General features: G+C 68.2%; 6 protein-coding genes. 3 read left to right on the forward strand and 3 right to left on the reverse strand.

What is annotated here, in order from left to right:
* Positions 1–413 precede the first annotated feature (413 nt).
* On the forward strand, positions 414–3,002 hold the full coding sequence (locus ACZ7OI_RS39155; protein ID WP_470269174.1) for a helix-turn-helix transcriptional regulator: 2,589 nt from the start codon (positions 414–416) through the stop codon (positions 3,000–3,002).
* Positions 3,003–3,019: 17 nt separating this feature from the next.
* On the forward strand, positions 3,020–3,163 hold the full coding sequence (locus ACZ7OI_RS39160; protein WP_470269175.1) for a LuxR C-terminal-related transcriptional regulator: 144 nt from the start codon (positions 3,020–3,022) through the stop codon (positions 3,161–3,163).
* 47 nt (positions 3,164–3,210) lie between these two features.
* Here ACZ7OI_RS39160 and ACZ7OI_RS39165 read toward each other — a convergent pair whose 3' ends face one another.
* The 3 genes from ACZ7OI_RS39165 to ACZ7OI_RS39175 form a co-directional block, all read right to left on the reverse strand.
* Positions 3,211–4,170 (reverse strand): NAD-dependent epimerase/dehydratase family protein, encoded by a 960-nt coding sequence (locus ACZ7OI_RS39165; protein ID WP_470269176.1) that lies wholly within the window; start codon positions 4,168–4,170, stop codon positions 3,211–3,213.
* Between the two features lie 74 nt (positions 4,171–4,244).
* Positions 4,245–5,537, reverse strand: a complete 1,293-nt coding sequence (locus ACZ7OI_RS39170; protein ID WP_470269177.1) for a nucleotide sugar dehydrogenase — start codon at positions 5,535–5,537, stop codon at positions 4,245–4,247.
* Between the two features lie 65 nt (positions 5,538–5,602).
* The gene (locus tag ACZ7OI_RS39175) at positions 5,603–6,286 is read right to left on the reverse strand and encodes a PIG-L deacetylase family protein (RefSeq protein WP_470269178.1); all 684 of its coding nucleotides are present in this window, start codon (positions 6,284–6,286) and stop codon (positions 5,603–5,605) included.
* Between the two features lie 248 nt (positions 6,287–6,534).
* Here ACZ7OI_RS39175 and ACZ7OI_RS39180 point away from each other — a divergent pair, with 248 nt between their 5' ends.
* Positions 6,535–15,987: a type I polyketide synthase gene (locus ACZ7OI_RS39180; RefSeq protein WP_470269179.1), complete on the forward strand. Its 9,453-nt coding sequence runs from the start codon at positions 6,535–6,537 to the stop codon at positions 15,985–15,987.
* Positions 15,988–16,099 lie beyond the last annotated feature (112 nt).

Consider the following 16,099-nt stretch of genomic DNA (forward strand, 5'->3'; position numbering starts at 1 on the left):
CGTGGTCAAGCGCAGGTGAGGGATGCCGTAGTCCCACACCGCTAGGCGCTATGCCAACTAGCACCGGGATATGCCAACTATCACCTGTCGTCACAGGCATCGAACGGGAGCGTCGTCGTGGTCACCCAGTCATTCTCTCGAACGCACGTTCGATTACGCCATCGCTCGAAGTGGTCAACCCCGACCGCGGGAGCGAGAGAAACAAGATCACCGTCCGGAGCCAAACCCCAGTCCTGACAGCAGAAATCTTCCGCTCGCACGCAGGCGGCACCGCGAGAAACCCACGCCATCCGCAACGCAAGGTAATCGCGATCACCTGATTGAGTGACTTTAGATCGCGGTTGGCTGTGCTTAGGGGGCGGCTGCGACTGTGGCACACGCAGGAAGATGACCGTTGGGTCGAGGAGCTTGCGATGGGCGTGAACTGGGGGCAGAACCGCCGCACCGAGCCAAACGAAGCAGTGTCCCTCCTTGAGGGCCTGCTGATCGAATGCGATGCGGGGGCCGGAGACACGGTATTGGTCGGCGGAGGACCGGCCAGCGGGAAAACACAGGTACAGAACCAAGTGGTAGCGCGAGCCCGCGAACTGGGCGTTCTGACGCTCACCGCGGCGGGAGCGGCCGACGAGCGCGACGTCGACGGAGGCGTGCTCGAGCAACTGCTCGCCAGCCCGGCATTGCCGCGCGAAGTGCTGGCTGCCGCCGACGGCGAGGACCGGATCGCGGCGTTGTGCAGTGCGTTGCACCGGGTGGCGCGGGAGCGGTCGCTGCTGATCGCGGTCGACGATTTGCAGCACGTGGACGAGACATCGGCGCGGTTGTTGCTGCGACTGCAACGGCGGGCGCAGTCGGCCGCGATGTTGCTGGTGCTGACGCAGCCGGACGGCTGGTATTCGGGCGAGGGCGTCGAATTCGCCGCGCAGCCGCACCGGTACGTGCATCTCACGCCGTTCACCGTGGAGGCGATCGCGCAGCTGGTCTCAGACCACGGCGACGCTGAGCGGATCCACGGCCTGAGCGCGGGGAATCCGTTGCTGGTCAGCGCATTGGTCGACGCATGTCGTAGCTCGGTGGACGATGGCGCGGTGTATTCCGATGCGGTGCAACGGCTTCTCCATCGCTACGGTTCGCCGCTGCGGGAAGTGGCGACGGCGATCGCGGTGCTGGACACCGACGTGACCACGGACGCGGTGGCGACGGTCGCCGGCGTCGACCCGGTCGAGGCGGAGGCCTCCGCGGGACTGCTTGTGGAGACTGGGCTGGTCGACGGGGTGCGGTTCCGGCAGCAGCCGGCCGCTGCGGCGGTCGTCGGCGGGTTGCGCGGGTCCGAGAAGGTGCAGCTGCACATCCGGGCGGCTGAGGTGAAGCACGCACGCGGGTTGTCGGCACCGGAGGTCGCGCGGCATCTCGTGGCGGCGGGCGAAGCTCAGGCGGAGTGGGCGTTGCCGGTGCTGGTCGCGGCGGCGGAGCAGGTGATGCTCGGCGACGACGTCGACTTCGCCACCCGCTGTCTGCATCTGGCGGCATCGACGACCACCGCGTCGTGGGAGCAGCAGATGATCTCGCAGCTGCTGGCCAAGATCACCTGGCGGGTCAACCCGGCAGCGGCCGCACCGCATCTGGCGGCGTTGCGTGAGGCTGGTTCGCTCGACCAATCCGATCGGATCGCGTTGGTGCGCCAGTCATTGTGGTTCGGTGACCGGGAAACGTTCGAGTCCGCGCTGGTCCGGCTGGGCGACGACCTCGAGCCGCTGCACCCGCGCATGGCCGCTGAACTGACTCTCGCCGCGCATTGGCACTACGGCACCGCACCGCAGCTGTCGGTCGACGCATCGGATCCCTGGATGCGCACGGCAACCACGCTCGCCTCGGTTTGGCGGGTCGGTGGCAGCGAAGAGACTTCGGTGTGCGCGGAGCGGATTCTGCAGAACTGCAGGCTCTCGGACACTTCGCTGGAAGCGTTGGCCACAGCCATCCTCGCGCTCGCGTACGACGGCAAGGCGGACCGCGCGGAAGGCTGGTGCTCTTCGCTGGCCGAGGAGGCCGAGTACCGCGGCGCGGTGACGTGGAAGGCAATGCTCGACGCTATCGGTGCGAGTCTGCTGCTGCGTCGCGGCGAACCGACCGAGGCGGCTGAAGCGGCGAGCCGTGCGCTTGCGTTGCTTGACGAACCGAACTGGGGCGTCGCGATTACGTACCCGCTGGCCACGATGCTGACCGCGTACACCGCGGCAGGCGCGTTCAAGGCCGCAGCGGCGGTGTTGCGACACGCTCTGCCCGAAACGGTGTACACGACACTCGGCGGCATACGGTTCCTCAGGGCGCGCGGGCAGTTCCACCTGGCCACGAATCGCGGACTCTCCGCGGTGAGTGATTTCCAGCAGTGCCAACGCATTCTCCGTGACCGCAACCTAGACCTGCCCGCCGTGGCGCCGTGGCGGACCGACCTCGCCGAAGCGAATCTGCGGCTGCGCAACCCGACCCTGGCGGTCGAGCTGGCGAAACAGCAGCTGGCGGACACGACGGACGCGTTCTCGCAAGCAGTGGCGCTGCGGGTGCTGGCGTTCGCCGGGGACACCGGTGCGCGGTCCGGCCTGCTGAACCGGGCGGCGGAGGCGTTCAAGGAATCCGGCGACCGGCTTGAGCTGGCCCGTACGGTCCGCGCGATCAACCAGCTCGGCCAGCGCGCGGAACGCTCGGCGGGCCTGGTGAAACCGGTGCAGGTGCCGCGACAGCCGATGCGTCCGCTTACTCCGCGTCCGGTGGCGTCGAAACCCGAGCTGCCGCGCGCGGATCCGGAGGGAACGGCGGCGACCGCGCTCAGCGAGGCCGAACTGCGCGTCGCGGAACTCGCCGCGCACGGGCGGACCAACCGCCAGATCGCCGAGGCGCTGTACATCACAGTGTCCACTGTGGAGCAACACCTGACCAGGGTGTACCGGAAACTCGGCGTGGCCGGGCGGAGCGCGCTGGCGGGCGAACTCGCCGGTGCCGGGCAGTGACGGAAAGCGGGGCAAGGGTGCTGACCGACGTAGAGCTGCGAGTCGCCGAACTCGCCGCGCAGGGCGTGCCGGTGGCGGTGATCGCGGAGGTACTGGGAGTGTCCGCGAACACCGCCGCCAGCCACCTGACGGCCGTCTACGTCAAGCTCCGGAACGCGTGAAGGGCCTCTCGCGCGAAATCCGCGGGAGGCCCTTCACCGGAGACAGGTCAGGAGCGGCGGGCGGCGACCACCGCGTTGATGATGTCGTCCAGGGAACGCGTCGGCACGAAGCCGATCTGGTTGTACGCGCGGGTGCAGTCGGGAATGCGGCGCTGCATGTCCTCGTACCCGTCGCCGTACGCCTCCTCGTAAGGCACCTTCGTGATGGTGCTGCTCGAACCGGTCGCGCTGATCACGCGCTCGGCCAGCTGCGAGATGGTGGTCTGCTCGTTGCTGCCGAGGTTGAACACCTTGCCGTACGCGGATTCGTCGGCGAGCAGGTCCGCGAGCGCGGGCACGACGTCCTGCACGTGGCAGAAGCAGCGGGTCTGCTGTCCGTCGCCGAACACCGTGATCGGCTCGCCGGCCAGCGCCTGCGTCACGAAGCGCGGGATGACCATGCCGTAGCGCCCGGTCTGGCGCGGGCCGACGGTGTTGAACGGCCGCACGATCACCGTGCGCAGGCCGTGCTCCACCGCGTACAGGTGCGCGAACGTCTCGTCCAGCGCCTTCGCCTCGGCGTAGGACCAGCGGTTCTTCAGCGGCGAACCGATGATCCGGTCGTCGTCCTCGCGCAGGCCGTCGGCGGTGTTCTTGCCGTAGATCTCGCTCGTGGACGCGACGAGGATCGGCACGTCGTGGCGCAGCGCCGCGTCGAGCATGTTCTCCGTGCCGTGCAGGTTGGTGCGCAGGCTGTCCATCGTCTTGTCGAGGATGGTGAACACGCCCACCGCGGCGGCGAGGTGGAACACCGCGTCGATGCCCGCCATGCACGATTCGACCGCGTTCGGGTCGGTGATCGAGCCGCGCACGAAGCGGAAGCCGGGGTGCCCGGCGAATCCGGTGAGGTTGTCCAGGGTGCCGGTGCTGAGGTTGTCCAGTGCGACGACCTCGTCGCCGCGGGCCAGCAGGTGCTCGGTGAGGTGGGAGCCGATGAACCCGGCGCCTCCGGTGATGAGGTAACGCACTGTTGAGTCCTTTCAGTGTCATCCGGGGCTTCGCCCCAGGCCGGGGCTCCGCCACCCGGAACCCCCGCAAAGAATTAGTTCGCGAAGAGCGCGCGGTCGAAGCGATAGGTAGCGTCGATGACGGTCGAGCAGTCGGCGAGCCATTCGTAGTCGTGGCCCGGCTGGACGGTGTGGATGAGCGCGACGTCCCAGTCCTGGCCGTCCGGCTCGGGGACAGTGTCGAGCGAACCGCCGGTGATCCGGACGTTCGGGACCAGCGGGTCGTAGTAGCCGATCTTCGCGCCCTTCGCGGCGAGAAGATCGAGGATGTCGAGCGCGGACGAGGAACGCACGTCCTGCACGCCGGGCTTGTACGTCACGCCTACCACCAGCACGCGCGTACCGGCCATGCCCTTGCCTTCGCGCGACAGTGTGTTCAGTACGCGGTCGACGATCTGCTTCGGCCGCTCCGCGATGGCGTGCATCGCCTGGGTCACCAGTGGCGCGTTGCTCTGCGTCGCGCGCAGCTGCCACAGCAGGTAGTGCGGGTCGCAGGGGATGCAGTGGCCGCCGACGCCGGGGCCGGGGTGGAAGGCCATGAAGCCGTACGGTTTGCTGGCCGCCGCGTCGATGACCTCGATCGGGTCGATCGCGAAGCCGTCGCTGATCTCGGCGAACTCGTTGGCCAGCGCGATGTTCACCGCGCGGAACGTGTTCTCGTACAGCTTGGTCATCTCGGCCGCTTCCGGCGAGCTGACGCAGTGCACGCTCGGGGTGAGCACGTTGATCACGCGCTGCGCCATCGCGGTGCACACCGGGGTCACGCCGCCCAGCACGCGCGGCGTCTCGGACTGGGTGTGCGTGACGTTGCCCGGGTCGATCCGTTCCGGGCTGGACGCCACGAACAGGTCGCGTCCGATCGTGAATCCCTTGGCCACCAGCGGTTTCACCAGGAGCCGGTTCGAGGTGCCGACGTAGCTGGTCGAGGTCAGGATGAACGTCTGGCCGCGGCGGGCGTTCGCGACCAGCGCCGCGCACGCCGCCTCCAGCGGGCCGAGGTCCGGCATCAGGTACTCGTCGAGCCCGGTCGGCACGCACACCAGCACCGCGTCCGCCTCGGCCATCCGCGCCGAGTCCGTGGTGAGCTGGAAGTCCTCCTGGTGCACGGCTTTCTCGAGCCTGCGGTGGTCGGCTTCGATGAGGTCGACCTCGCCGGAACGGATCGAGTCGAGCCGGTTCTGCGACAGGTCGATGCCGATCACGCCGACGCCGCCGGCGTGCAGTCCGAGCGCGGTCGGCAGGCCGACGTAGCCCATCCCGATCACCGCGACCGACGTCAGTTCGTTGCGTTCGGCGATGGTCTCGAATTCAGCGACAGTACTGGTCATTCCTGGTCACCCGTTTCTGGATGGGCTGTGGGAAAAGCGAGTGGAAAAAGCGGAGAAGAACCCGGTCATCGGACCGAACGGACGATTTCGAAGGCCTCGGCGAGGCCGGCGCTGACCTGTGAGCCGCGGTATTCGGCCAAGGCGCGGACGCCGCGTTCGCTGCGCGGGTTCGGCCACGGCTCGAGTTCCTTGCCGTAGGCGCGCAGCGCTTCGATTTTGCGTTCGAGGTGGCTTTCGTCGATGATCTGCCAGCAGTTCGGCCGGAACGTGACCGGCAGCCCGGAGGCCTCTCCGACGTCGGTGGCGGAGCGGATCTCGAAGGTGCGGACCTCGCGCACCGGACCCTTGCCCGGCCGTCCGGCGACCCGCGCGGCGCGGCTGACCAGCGCGTGGTCGGTACTCAGGTCGCACATGCTCGTGGCGAAAATGGTGTCCGGCTCGAATTCGCGGACCTCGCGCTCGACGACCTGGTTCAGTTCGAGATGGCTGACCGTGTCGAGCCGGTTGTCGCCGAATTCGTGGACTCGCACGCGTTCGATGCCGAGCGTTTTCGCGGCCAGTTCGATCGCGTCGGTGCGATTGGTGACCTCGGCGCCGGCGGCCGAACGCGAACCGTCGTCGTTGGTGAGAATGCAAAGCGAAACGGTGACGCCCTCGTCGGCGAGCCGGGCGATAGTCCCGCCCGCGCCGAGCGTTTCGTCGTCGCCGTGGGCTCCCACCACCAGCAGCCTGCGTGTCAACGTGTGCATACGATTCCCCAGTCCTTGTCCGGGCGGTGAAACCCCCAGCGAAAACGAGCCGTGCGAAATGGCTTGGAACGCCAGCAAAATCTGACACCCGGCCGGGCTTGCGACAACCCCTAAAGACCGTCTAAAGCGGACCTTGGCCGGCGGGTGCGACCGGCGCGGCAGGGGCCGTTAGGGGTGGGTCCGAGCGCGGACGCGCTCGTATCGTCACGACGTCGGGCGAGCAGGCGACGCGGAAGGAACGTGGGCACGTGGGCAACTCCGAAGAGAAGCTGGTCGGTGCGCTCCGGGCTTCGGTGAAGGAAACCGAGCGGTTGCGGGAAAAGAACCGCAAGCTCACCGAAGCCGCGCGGGAGCCGATCGCGATCGTCGGGATGGCCTGCCGGCTTCCCGGCGGCGCGGGCACCCCGGAAGCGTTGTGGGAAATGCTGTCCGGCGGGGTCGACGCGATCGGCGAATTCCCGTCGAACCGGGGCTGGGACCTTGACCGGCTCTACGACCCGACCGGCGAACGGCCGGGTTCGAGTTATGTGCGCGAAGGCGGGTTCCTGCACGACGCGCTCGATTTCGACGCCGATCTGTTCGGCATCAGCCCGCGCGAGGCGCTGCTGATGGACCCGCAACAGCGACTGCTGCTCGAAACGTCCTGGGAGGCATTCGAGCGCGCGGGGATCGCGCCGCATTCGGTGAAGGGCAGTCCGACCGGCGTTTTCGCGGGCACGATGTACCACAATTATCAGGGCAGCTACGGCTCTTCCGGCGTCATTTCCGGTCGCCTCGCCTACACTTTCGGGCTCGAAGGACCCGCGGTGACCATCGACACCGCGTGCTCGTCCTCGCTCGTCGCGCTGCACTTGGCGGTACAGGCGCTGCGCAGCGGCGAGTGCACGCTCGCGCTCGCCGGCGGCGTCTCAGTGATGTCGACGCCGCGTACGTTTGTCGAGTTCTCCCTTGACGGAACGCTCGCCCGCAGCGCTCGTTGCCGTACCTTCGCCGACTCCGCGGACGGCACCGGCTGGTCCGAGGGCTGCGGAATGCTGCTGGTCGAGCGGCTGTCCGACGCACAACGCAACGGGCATCCGGTGCTGGCGCTCGTCCGCGGCACCGCGATCAACCAGGACGGCGCGTCCAACGGCATGACCGCGCCGAACGGGCCCGCGCAGCAGCGCGTGATCCGGCAGGCGCTGGCGAACGCACGGCTGCGGCCGGACGAGATCGACGTCGTCGAGGCACACGGCACCGCGACCAAACTGGGCGACCCGATCGAGGCGCAGGCGCTGCTCGCGACGTACGGCCAGGAGCGCGAAGAGCCGCTGTGGCTGGGGTCGATCAAGTCGAACGTGGGGCACACGCAGGCCGCGTCCGGCGTCGCCGGTGTGCTGAAGATCGTGCTGGCGCTGAACAACGACCTGCTGCCGAAGACGCTGCATGTCGACAAACCGACTCGGCATGTGGACTGGACCGCGGGCAAGGTCGAACTGCTGACCGAGGCCCGGCCGTGGGAGCGCGGGGACCAGCCCCGGCGCGGTGCGGTGTCGTGTTTCGGGCTGAGCGGGACCAACGCGCACATCATCATTGAGGAAGCGCCGGCTCCGGAGGTCGCGGAGAACCCGCGCGACGAGGCGGCGGTTCCGGTCGTGGTTTCCGGCCGGACGCCGCAAGCCTTGCGGGCGCAGGCCGCGCGGTTGGCTGAACACCTTGCGGCACAGCCGGAACTGGAACTGCTCGACGTCGCCGCCACCTTGGGCGCGTCGCGGACGCATCTGGACCACCGGGCCGCGGTGATCGGGAAGTCCGCTGAGGACGTTCTGCCCGCGTTGAACGCGCTCGCGAATGGTGAGCTGGGTGCGGTGAGCGGCCTGGCGCGCGGCGAGGCGTCGTTGGCGTTCTTGTTCTCCGGACAGGGATCTCAGCGAGTCGGGATGGGACGTCAGCTGGAGGTCTTCCCGGTCTTCGCCGAGGCTTACGCGGCGGCATGCGCGGAGCTGGACCGGCATCTCGACCGGCCGATCCGCGCGGTGATCGACGGCGATGCGGATGCGTTGGGGCAGACGGCGAACACCCAGGCCGCGCTGTTCGCGTTCGAGGTTGCGCTGTTCCGGCTGGTCGAATCGTGGGGGCTTACCCCGGCCGCGTTGTGCGGCCACTCCATCGGCGAGCTTGCCGCCGCGCACTGCGCGGGCGTGTTCTCCTTGCCTGACGCGGCAAAGCTGGTCGTCGCTCGTGGACGGTTGATGCAGGCGTTGCCGAAGGGCGGCGCGATGGTGGCCGTCGAAGGAACTCCGGACGAGGTCGCGGAGCATGATCCACAAAGGACGGTTGATGTCGCCGCGGTGAACGGGCCGCGTTCTGTCGTGCTGTCCGGTGCTGAAGACGCCGTCGTAGCCGTGGCCGCGAAGTTCAGCGACGCTGGGCGGCGGACGACGCAGCTCAAGGTTTCGCATGCGTTCCACTCGCGACTGATGGAGCCGATGCTCGCCGAGTTCCGGGCGGTCGCGCAGGGTATTGCTTACGCGCAGCCGACGATTTCGGTGATCTCCAGCGTGACCGGCGAAGAGGTCTACGCCGAGCTGACCGACCCCGAGTACTGGGTGCGCAACGTCCGCGAGCCGGTCCGGTTCGCGGATGCTGTTCGCGCGCTCGCCGCTGAGGGCGTCAACCGGTTCCTCGAGCTGGGCCCGGACGCGCCGCTGACGGCCGTGGTTCCGCAGTCCGCCGGTGACGCCGTCGCGGTGCCGGGCCAGCGTCGTGACGTCCCCGAGGACGTGGCGCTGCTGACCGCGTTGGCGACGTTGCACGTCCGTGGCGTGGTGCTGGACTGGGCCGCGCACTTCGCCTCGCGGGGTGCGAGCCGCGCGGGCCTGCCGACGTACGGCTTCCAGCACCAGCGTTACTGGCTGGAGGTCTCGTCCGAATCCGGGGACGTCTCGTCGATGGGGCTCGACCCGGTCGACCATCCGCTGCTGGGCGCGGCGACGTTGCTCGCCGACGTGGACGGCGTGGTGCTGTCCGGTCGCGTGTCGACGGCGACGCATCCGTGGCTCGCCGACCACGCCGTCGGTGGTTCGATCTTGTTGCCTGGCACGGCGTTTGTGGAACTCGCGGTGCGCGCTGGCGACGAGGTCGGCTGCGGTCGCGTCCAGGAGTTGACTCTGCACGCGCCTCTCGTGCTGCCCGCCAAGGGCGCCGCGCGGATCCAGGTGCGCATCGGCACTCCGGCCGCCGACGGGACCCGGCCGATCAGTGTCCACTCGCGACCCGATGATCTCGCCACGGCTGTCGGCTGGACTCGGCACGCGGACGGCACGCTCGCGTCCGCCGCTTCCGGAACGAACTTCGACCTCAGCGAATGGCCGCCGGCCGGAGCCGAGACCGTTGACGTCGAGGGGATGTACGACCTGCTGGCCGAGCACGGAATGGCTTACGGGCCGGTGTTCCAGGGCCTGCAGGCGGCGTGGCAGCGCGGCGAGGACGTTTACGCCGAGGTCGCGCTGCCCGAGCAAGAGCGGATCGGAGCGGAGGCCTTCGGCCTGCACCCGGCCGTGTTCGACGCGACCCTGCACGCCGTGGGGCTCAGCGCGGCAGCGGGGGAAGGGACCACGCTCCCGTACGCCTGGTCCGAAGTGGAGCTTTTCGCGACAGGTGCGTCCTCGCTGCGAGTCCACGTGCGACCGACTGGTGAACAGGCTGTCGAGCTGCGTCTTGCCGACAGCGCCGGATCTCCGGTCGCGCGGGTCGGCACGTTGAAGCTGCGGCAGATCAGCGAGGAACAGCTGGCGGCTGCGGCTCCGACTGGTTCGGACGAACTGTACGAAGTGGACTGGGTCCCGGTGGCTTTGCCGGACGCACAGGAGGCTTACGAGGTCTACCGGGCGAAGGCCGGGAACAACGCTGCTTCAGCGAAGAAGGCCATCCACAATGCACTGTCCAAACTGCAGTCGGACGGCAAAGAGAAGCTTCTCGTGGTGACCGGCAACGACCTTGCTGGGGCTGCGGTGGCTGGTCTCGTCCGGTCAGCGCAGGTGGAGAACCCGGGACGGATCGTGCTCGTCGAGGGCGATGCCAGCGACGAGCAGTTTGCGGCCATCGCGGCGGCGGACGAATCGGCGGTGCGGGTGTCCGGTGCCGAGGTGCGCGTGCCGCGTCTCGTCCGGGCGACGCCGGAGCTGGAGGAGCCGGTCGACTGGTCAGCCGGGACCGTGCTGCTCACTGGCGGTACCGGGGCGCTCGGCCGGATCGTCGCTACGCACCTCGCGAAGCAGGGCGCAAGGAAGTTGCTGCTGGTCAGCCGTCGTGGCGACCAGGCGCCCGGCACTGCGGAACTTGTCGCGGAACTGGCCGAACTGGGCGCGGAGACGACTGTCGCCGCGTGTGACCTCACAGACCGCAAGGCCGTTACGCGGCTGCTGAAGAAGCACCCGGTCGCCGCGGTGGTGCACGCCGCTGGGGTGTTGGACGACGGCGTGCTGCCGTCAATGACTCCGGAGCGGATCGACGGCGTCTTCAACCCGAAGGCGCTCGCTGCGTGGCATCTGCATGAGCTGGCTGGCGACGTCTCGGCGTTCGTGACCTTCTCGTCGGCCGCCGGTGTGCTCGGCGCTCCTGGCCAGGCAAACTACGCTGCCGCAAACGCTTTCCTCGACGCTCTCGCCGTGCACCGCCGCGCCGAAGGCAAGCCGGCGCACTCGCTGGCGTGGGGCATGTGGGAATCGGCGGCCGGGATGGCTGGCGAAACGAATGGCAAGCGCGGGCTCGGCGCATTCACCGCGGCGGAGGGGCTGGCGCTGTTCGACACCGCCGTCAGCTCGACTGGAACGGTCTTTGTGCCGGTGAAGCTCGACCTGCCTGCGTGGCGCGAAGCCGGCGCGGTGCCGGACCTGCTGCGCGGCCTGGTCCCGGCGGCCCGGCGGACCGTCGCCGACCGCGAGGCCGGGACGGACTCGTTGCTGGGCAAACTGGTCCGTCTGCCCGCGGACAAGCGCCTCGACCACCTGCGTGACCTGGTCATCGAGCACGCGGCCGCGGTGCTGGGGCACACGTCGACGGACGTCATCGACGCCGACCGCGCGTTCAAGGACCTCGGTTTCGACTCGCTGACCGCGGTCGAGCTGCGCAATACGCTCAACGAGGCCACCGGCCTCAGCCTCACCGCGACGCTCGTCTTCGACCACCCGACCGCCGGCGACCTCGCCGCGCACCTCCACGACGAGCTGCTCGGCGACCTGGACGCGGACGCGGCCGGGCCGGAGACCACGGTGGTGGGCAGCGACGAGCCGATCGCGATCGTGGGCATGGCCTGCCGGTTCCCTGGCGGCGTGACCACGCCGGACGAGCTGTGGCAGCTGGTCGCCGCCGGTCAGGACGGGACCAGCGACTTCCCGACCGACCGTGCTTGGGACATGGACCACTGGCTGGAGCAGGTCGCGCCGGAGGGTGGCACGCCGCGCGGCGGATTCGTTCCGGACGCCACCGACTTCGACGCCGCGTTCTTCGGCATCAGTCCCAACGAAGCCGTGATGATGGATCCGCAGCAGCGGATGTTGCTGGAGTCGTCGTGGGTCGCGCTGGAGAACGCGGGCGTGGATCCGTTGGCGCTCAAGGGAAGCACCACCGGGGTATTCGTCGGCGTGATGCAGTCCGACTACGACCCGGGCGACGCGCTCGAACAGGGCGGCGGGGCTTATCGCGGATCCGGTGCGTTGAGCAGCGTGGTCTCCGGACGGGTCGCGTACGCGTTCGGCCTCGAAGGGCCTGCGGTGTCGGTGGATACGGCGTGCTCGTCGTCGCTGGTGGCGTTGCATCAGGCGACCCAGGCGTTGCGCGGTGGTGACTGTTCGCTCGCGTTGGTTGCGGGTGTCTCGGCGCTTGTTTCGCCGGCACCGTTTGCGCAGTTCCTTGACGGTGCCGTTGCTCGCGATGGCCGGTGCAAGCCGTACTCGGCTGCGGCGGACGGGTTTGGCTGGGGCGAGGGCGTCGGGGTGCTCGTGATCGAGCGGCTGTCTGACGCGCAGCGCAACGGGCACGAGGTACTTGCCGTGGTGAAGTCCAGCGCGGTCAACGCGGATGGTGCTTCCAACGGGCTCAACGCGCCCAGCGCTTCCGCGCAGGAAAAGCTGATTCGGCGGGCTTTGTCGGCGGCTGGCCTGGTGGCATCCGATGTGGACGCCATCGAAGGACACGGTGCGAGTACTCCGCTGGGAGACCGGATCGAGACCGCTGCGCTGCTGGCCACTTACGGCCGGGAGCGGTCGGCGGACCGTCCACTGTGGCTTGGTTCGGTGAAGTCGAATATCGGGCACACGCAAGCCGCGGCTGGTGTCGCGGGTGTGATCAAGATGGTGCAGGCCATGCGGCACGGAGTGTTGCCGTCGACCTTGCACGTCGACGAGCCGACTCACGAGGTCGACTGGGGTGCTGGAACTGTCCGGCTGTTGGACAAGTCGCGGGACTGGCCGGAAGTGGATCGGCCGCGGCGTGCTGCGGTGTCGGCGTTCGGGTACAGCGGGACCAACGCGCACGTGATTCTGGAGCAGGCTCCGGATGTCGTGGCGGAAGCGGCTGACTCGGGCGACTCCGGCGGGGTGTTGCCGCCGCTCGTATTCTCCGCTCGGACCGCGGCGGCGCTTCCGGATCAGGCCCGGGCGTTGCTGGCGCACCTCGACAGGTATCCGGCGTTGGATGTCGTTTACTCGCAGGCGAATCGTCAGCCGTTGTTCTCGCATCGGGCCGCGGTGGTCGGTTCGGATGCTGCTGAGCTTCGTGCGGCATTGAAAGCTTTGTCTACTTCGGACTCGGCGGTGACGGGCCGTGCTCGCTCTGGCGGGCGGACCGCGTACCTCTTGCCGGGGCAGGGCAGCCAGCGGGCTGGGATGGGCGCGGAGCTGTCCGCTGCGTTCCCGGTGTTCGCGCACGAACTGGAGCGAGTCGCGGCGAAGTTCGATCAGCATCTCGGGCGGTCTCTGCGCACGGTGATGTTCGCTGAGGCCGGGTCGGTGGATGCGCAGTTGCTGGACCGGACTCAGTTCAGCCAGGCAGCGGTGTTCTCCTTCTCGGTGGCGTTGTATCGGCTCCTGGAATCGTGGGGGCAGCGGCCGGAGGCGCTCGTCGGGCATTCGGTCGGTGAGATCGCGGCCGCGCATCTGGCTGGGGTGTTCTCTTTGGACGACGCGGTGAAGCTGGTCGCGCACCGGGGTCAGTTGATGGCGGAGACTCGGGCCGGTGCCGTGGTCGCGGTCGAGGCCAGTGCGGACGAGGTGCGGCCACTGCTGGGCGAGGACGTTGCGCTGGCCGCGGTGAATGGGCCGCGGTCGGTGGTGGTGTCTGGTGTGGACAGTGACGTTCAGGTGATCGTTGAGCACTTCGAGAAGCTCGGCCGGCGTAATAACCGGCTTGCGATCGATTGTGCGGTGCACTCGCCGTTGCTGGACGAGATTCTCGAAGAGCTGGAAGAGATCGCGCAGGAACTGACGTTCGCGGTGCCGACTGTGCCGGTGGTCTCGACGGTCACTGGTGCTGAGGTGACGGACGAGTTGTCTGATCCGGCGCATTGGGTGGCTAACTGCCGGAACACAGTTCGCTTCGCGGACGCGGTGCAGGCTTCTGGGGCGACTCGTTTTGTCGAGTTGAGTACGAACGGGGTGCTCACCGCGGCTGCTGAGGCGAGCGTCGAGGACGCGGAGTTCGTGCCGGTGCTTCGGCGTAATCGTGGCGAGGTTGCTTCGACGCTTCTGGCGGCTGGGCAGTTGCACGTTCTTGGCGCGGGGCTGGATGTTCGGCGGATGTTCCACGGGCGGTCCGCGGCTACGGTTCCGTTGCCGCCGTACGCGTTCCATCGGACGCGGTACTGGCCGTCGGTGGACATGGAGGCTCGGCGGGCTACTGGGACTGGGCTGGCGACGTTGTTCGGGCCTGCGTTGACTGTCGCTGGATCGTCCACTGTGGTGTTGAGCGGTACTTTGCCTGCTGATGAGGCGTTCCCGGTGGCTGGGTATGTGGAGCTGGCAGTTCGGGCTGGCGACGAAGTCGGGTGCGGACGCGTGGTGCGGTTGACCGTCGAGTCGCCGTTAGCCTCTGCGCAGGTGCAGATCGTGGTTGGTGAGCCGGATGACGCTGGGCAGCGTTCGGTGACTGTCCACTCGCGACATGACGGTGCTTGGACGCGGCATGCCGAGGGTGTGCTGGCGGTGGACGACGGTGGTGAGCCGGAGAGCATTGGCCAGTGGCCGCCTGCCGGTGTGGAGCCGGTCGCGGCTGGACGGCTGGATGCTGCTTGGACTGTCGACGGGGTCGTGTTCGGGGAGATTGAAACTGATCCGGACGAGCGGTTTGGCCTGCAGCCGGCCGCGCTTGACGCGGCACTGTCCACTGTGGGCGGGGATCCCGTGGAATGGCGGGACTTCCGGTTGTTCGCTACTGGGGCGGCGAAGCTTCGGGTTCGGTTGACGCCGCTCGGGGACGATCGGGTGGCGGTGCTGTTCGCTGATCGTTCTGGGCGGCCGGTTGCGGCGGCCGAGTCCGTGACGTTGCGGGAGCTCGTGGCTCCGGAGGCTGTTGCGTCGACGCAGGCTGCGGTGAAGAAGCGGCGTGCGGTGGCTGACGATGTCTCGGAGTTGGAGCTGACCGAGAAGGGGCTGCTGGCGTTTGTGCTCGAGCAGGTTGCTGGTCTGCTTGGGTATGCCGATACCGCCGAGCTTGACGAGGATGCGCACTTCTTGGAGATCGGGTTCGATTCGCTGACTGCGGTTGAGTTGCGGAATCGGATCGCCGGGGTGGCGGGGGTTTCGTTGCCTGCGTCGATTGCGTTCGATCATCGGACGCCGGGCGGGCTGGCGAGGCATTTGCTCTCGGTGCTGACCGGGCCGGCGGTTGAGGTCGGCGGGGATCCGGTTACCGAGATGTTCTTCGAGGCTGTCCGGGGCGGGCAGGTGGAGAACGGTCTTGCGTTGCTGGGGGCGGCGGCTCGGTTGCGGCCCACTTTCCGGACTGTGGCTGAGCTTCCGGAGGAGCCTCGGCCGGTGGAGTTGGCTGATGGGCCTGCTGAGGTGAAGTTGCTGGCGGTGCCTACTCCGGCAGGGATGGGTGGCGCGTATCAGTACGCGAAGCTGGCGGCTCGGTTCCGCGGGGTGCGGAGGGTTGCTGCGTTGCCTACGCCGGGGTTTGTTTCCGGGGAGTCGTTGCCTGCTGATCTTGAGTCGTTGCTGGAGGTGCTGGCGGAGAGTGTCCGGCTTTCCGGGGATGGGCCGTTTGTTTTGGCGGGGCATTCTTCTGGCGGGGTGCTGGCGTATGCGTTGGCTGCCCGGGTGGGGGCGGCTGGGGTCGTTCTGCTTGACACTTATGCGATGGATGACGGTGGGGATGCTGGGGATACTGTGCGGGATATGGCTGCGGGAATGGTGGAGCGGGAGGAGCAGTTCGGGCCGTTTGACCGGGATAAGCTGACTGCTATGGCTTATTATCTCGGGTTGCTTGACGGGGTTGAATTGCCTGAGGTTTCCGCGCCGGTGGTGTTGGTTCGGCCGGATCGGCGGTTTGTCATTGCGGGGGATTCCGCGGAGCGGGCGGAGGAGGATCCTGGGGTGTGGCGGACTACGTGGGATCGGGCGGATGTTGTGGTGACTGTGCCTGGGGATCATTTCAGTATCGTGGATTCGGATGTGGAGACTACGGCTAAGGCTGTGGAGGGGTGGCTGGGTTCGGTCGGGTAATCTGCGGGGCGGCTCGTCGCCTGGCGGCGACATTGCGCCCTGGTGGGCTGGGGCACCCCGAAGCCCATTGTGATGACGGACGGCGGGTGCTTGTCAAGGCGGGAAAGATGCC

Source organism: Amycolatopsis sp. NPDC114503 (assembly GCF_055633655.1).

What these genes read in the sequence shown, in the direction of transcription:
- ACZ7OI_RS39155 (WP_470269174.1), top strand. Translation starts at nt 414, where the DNA reads ATGGGCGTGAACTGGGGGCAGAACCGCCGCACCGAGCCAAACGAAGCA.
- ACZ7OI_RS39170 (WP_470269177.1), bottom strand. Translation starts at nt 5,537, where the DNA reads ATGACCAGTACTGTCGCTGAATTCGAGACCATCGCCGAACGCAACGAA.
- ACZ7OI_RS39175 (WP_470269178.1), bottom strand. Translation starts at nt 6,286, where the DNA reads ATGCACACGTTGACACGCAGGCTGCTGGTGGTGGGAGCCCACGGCGAC.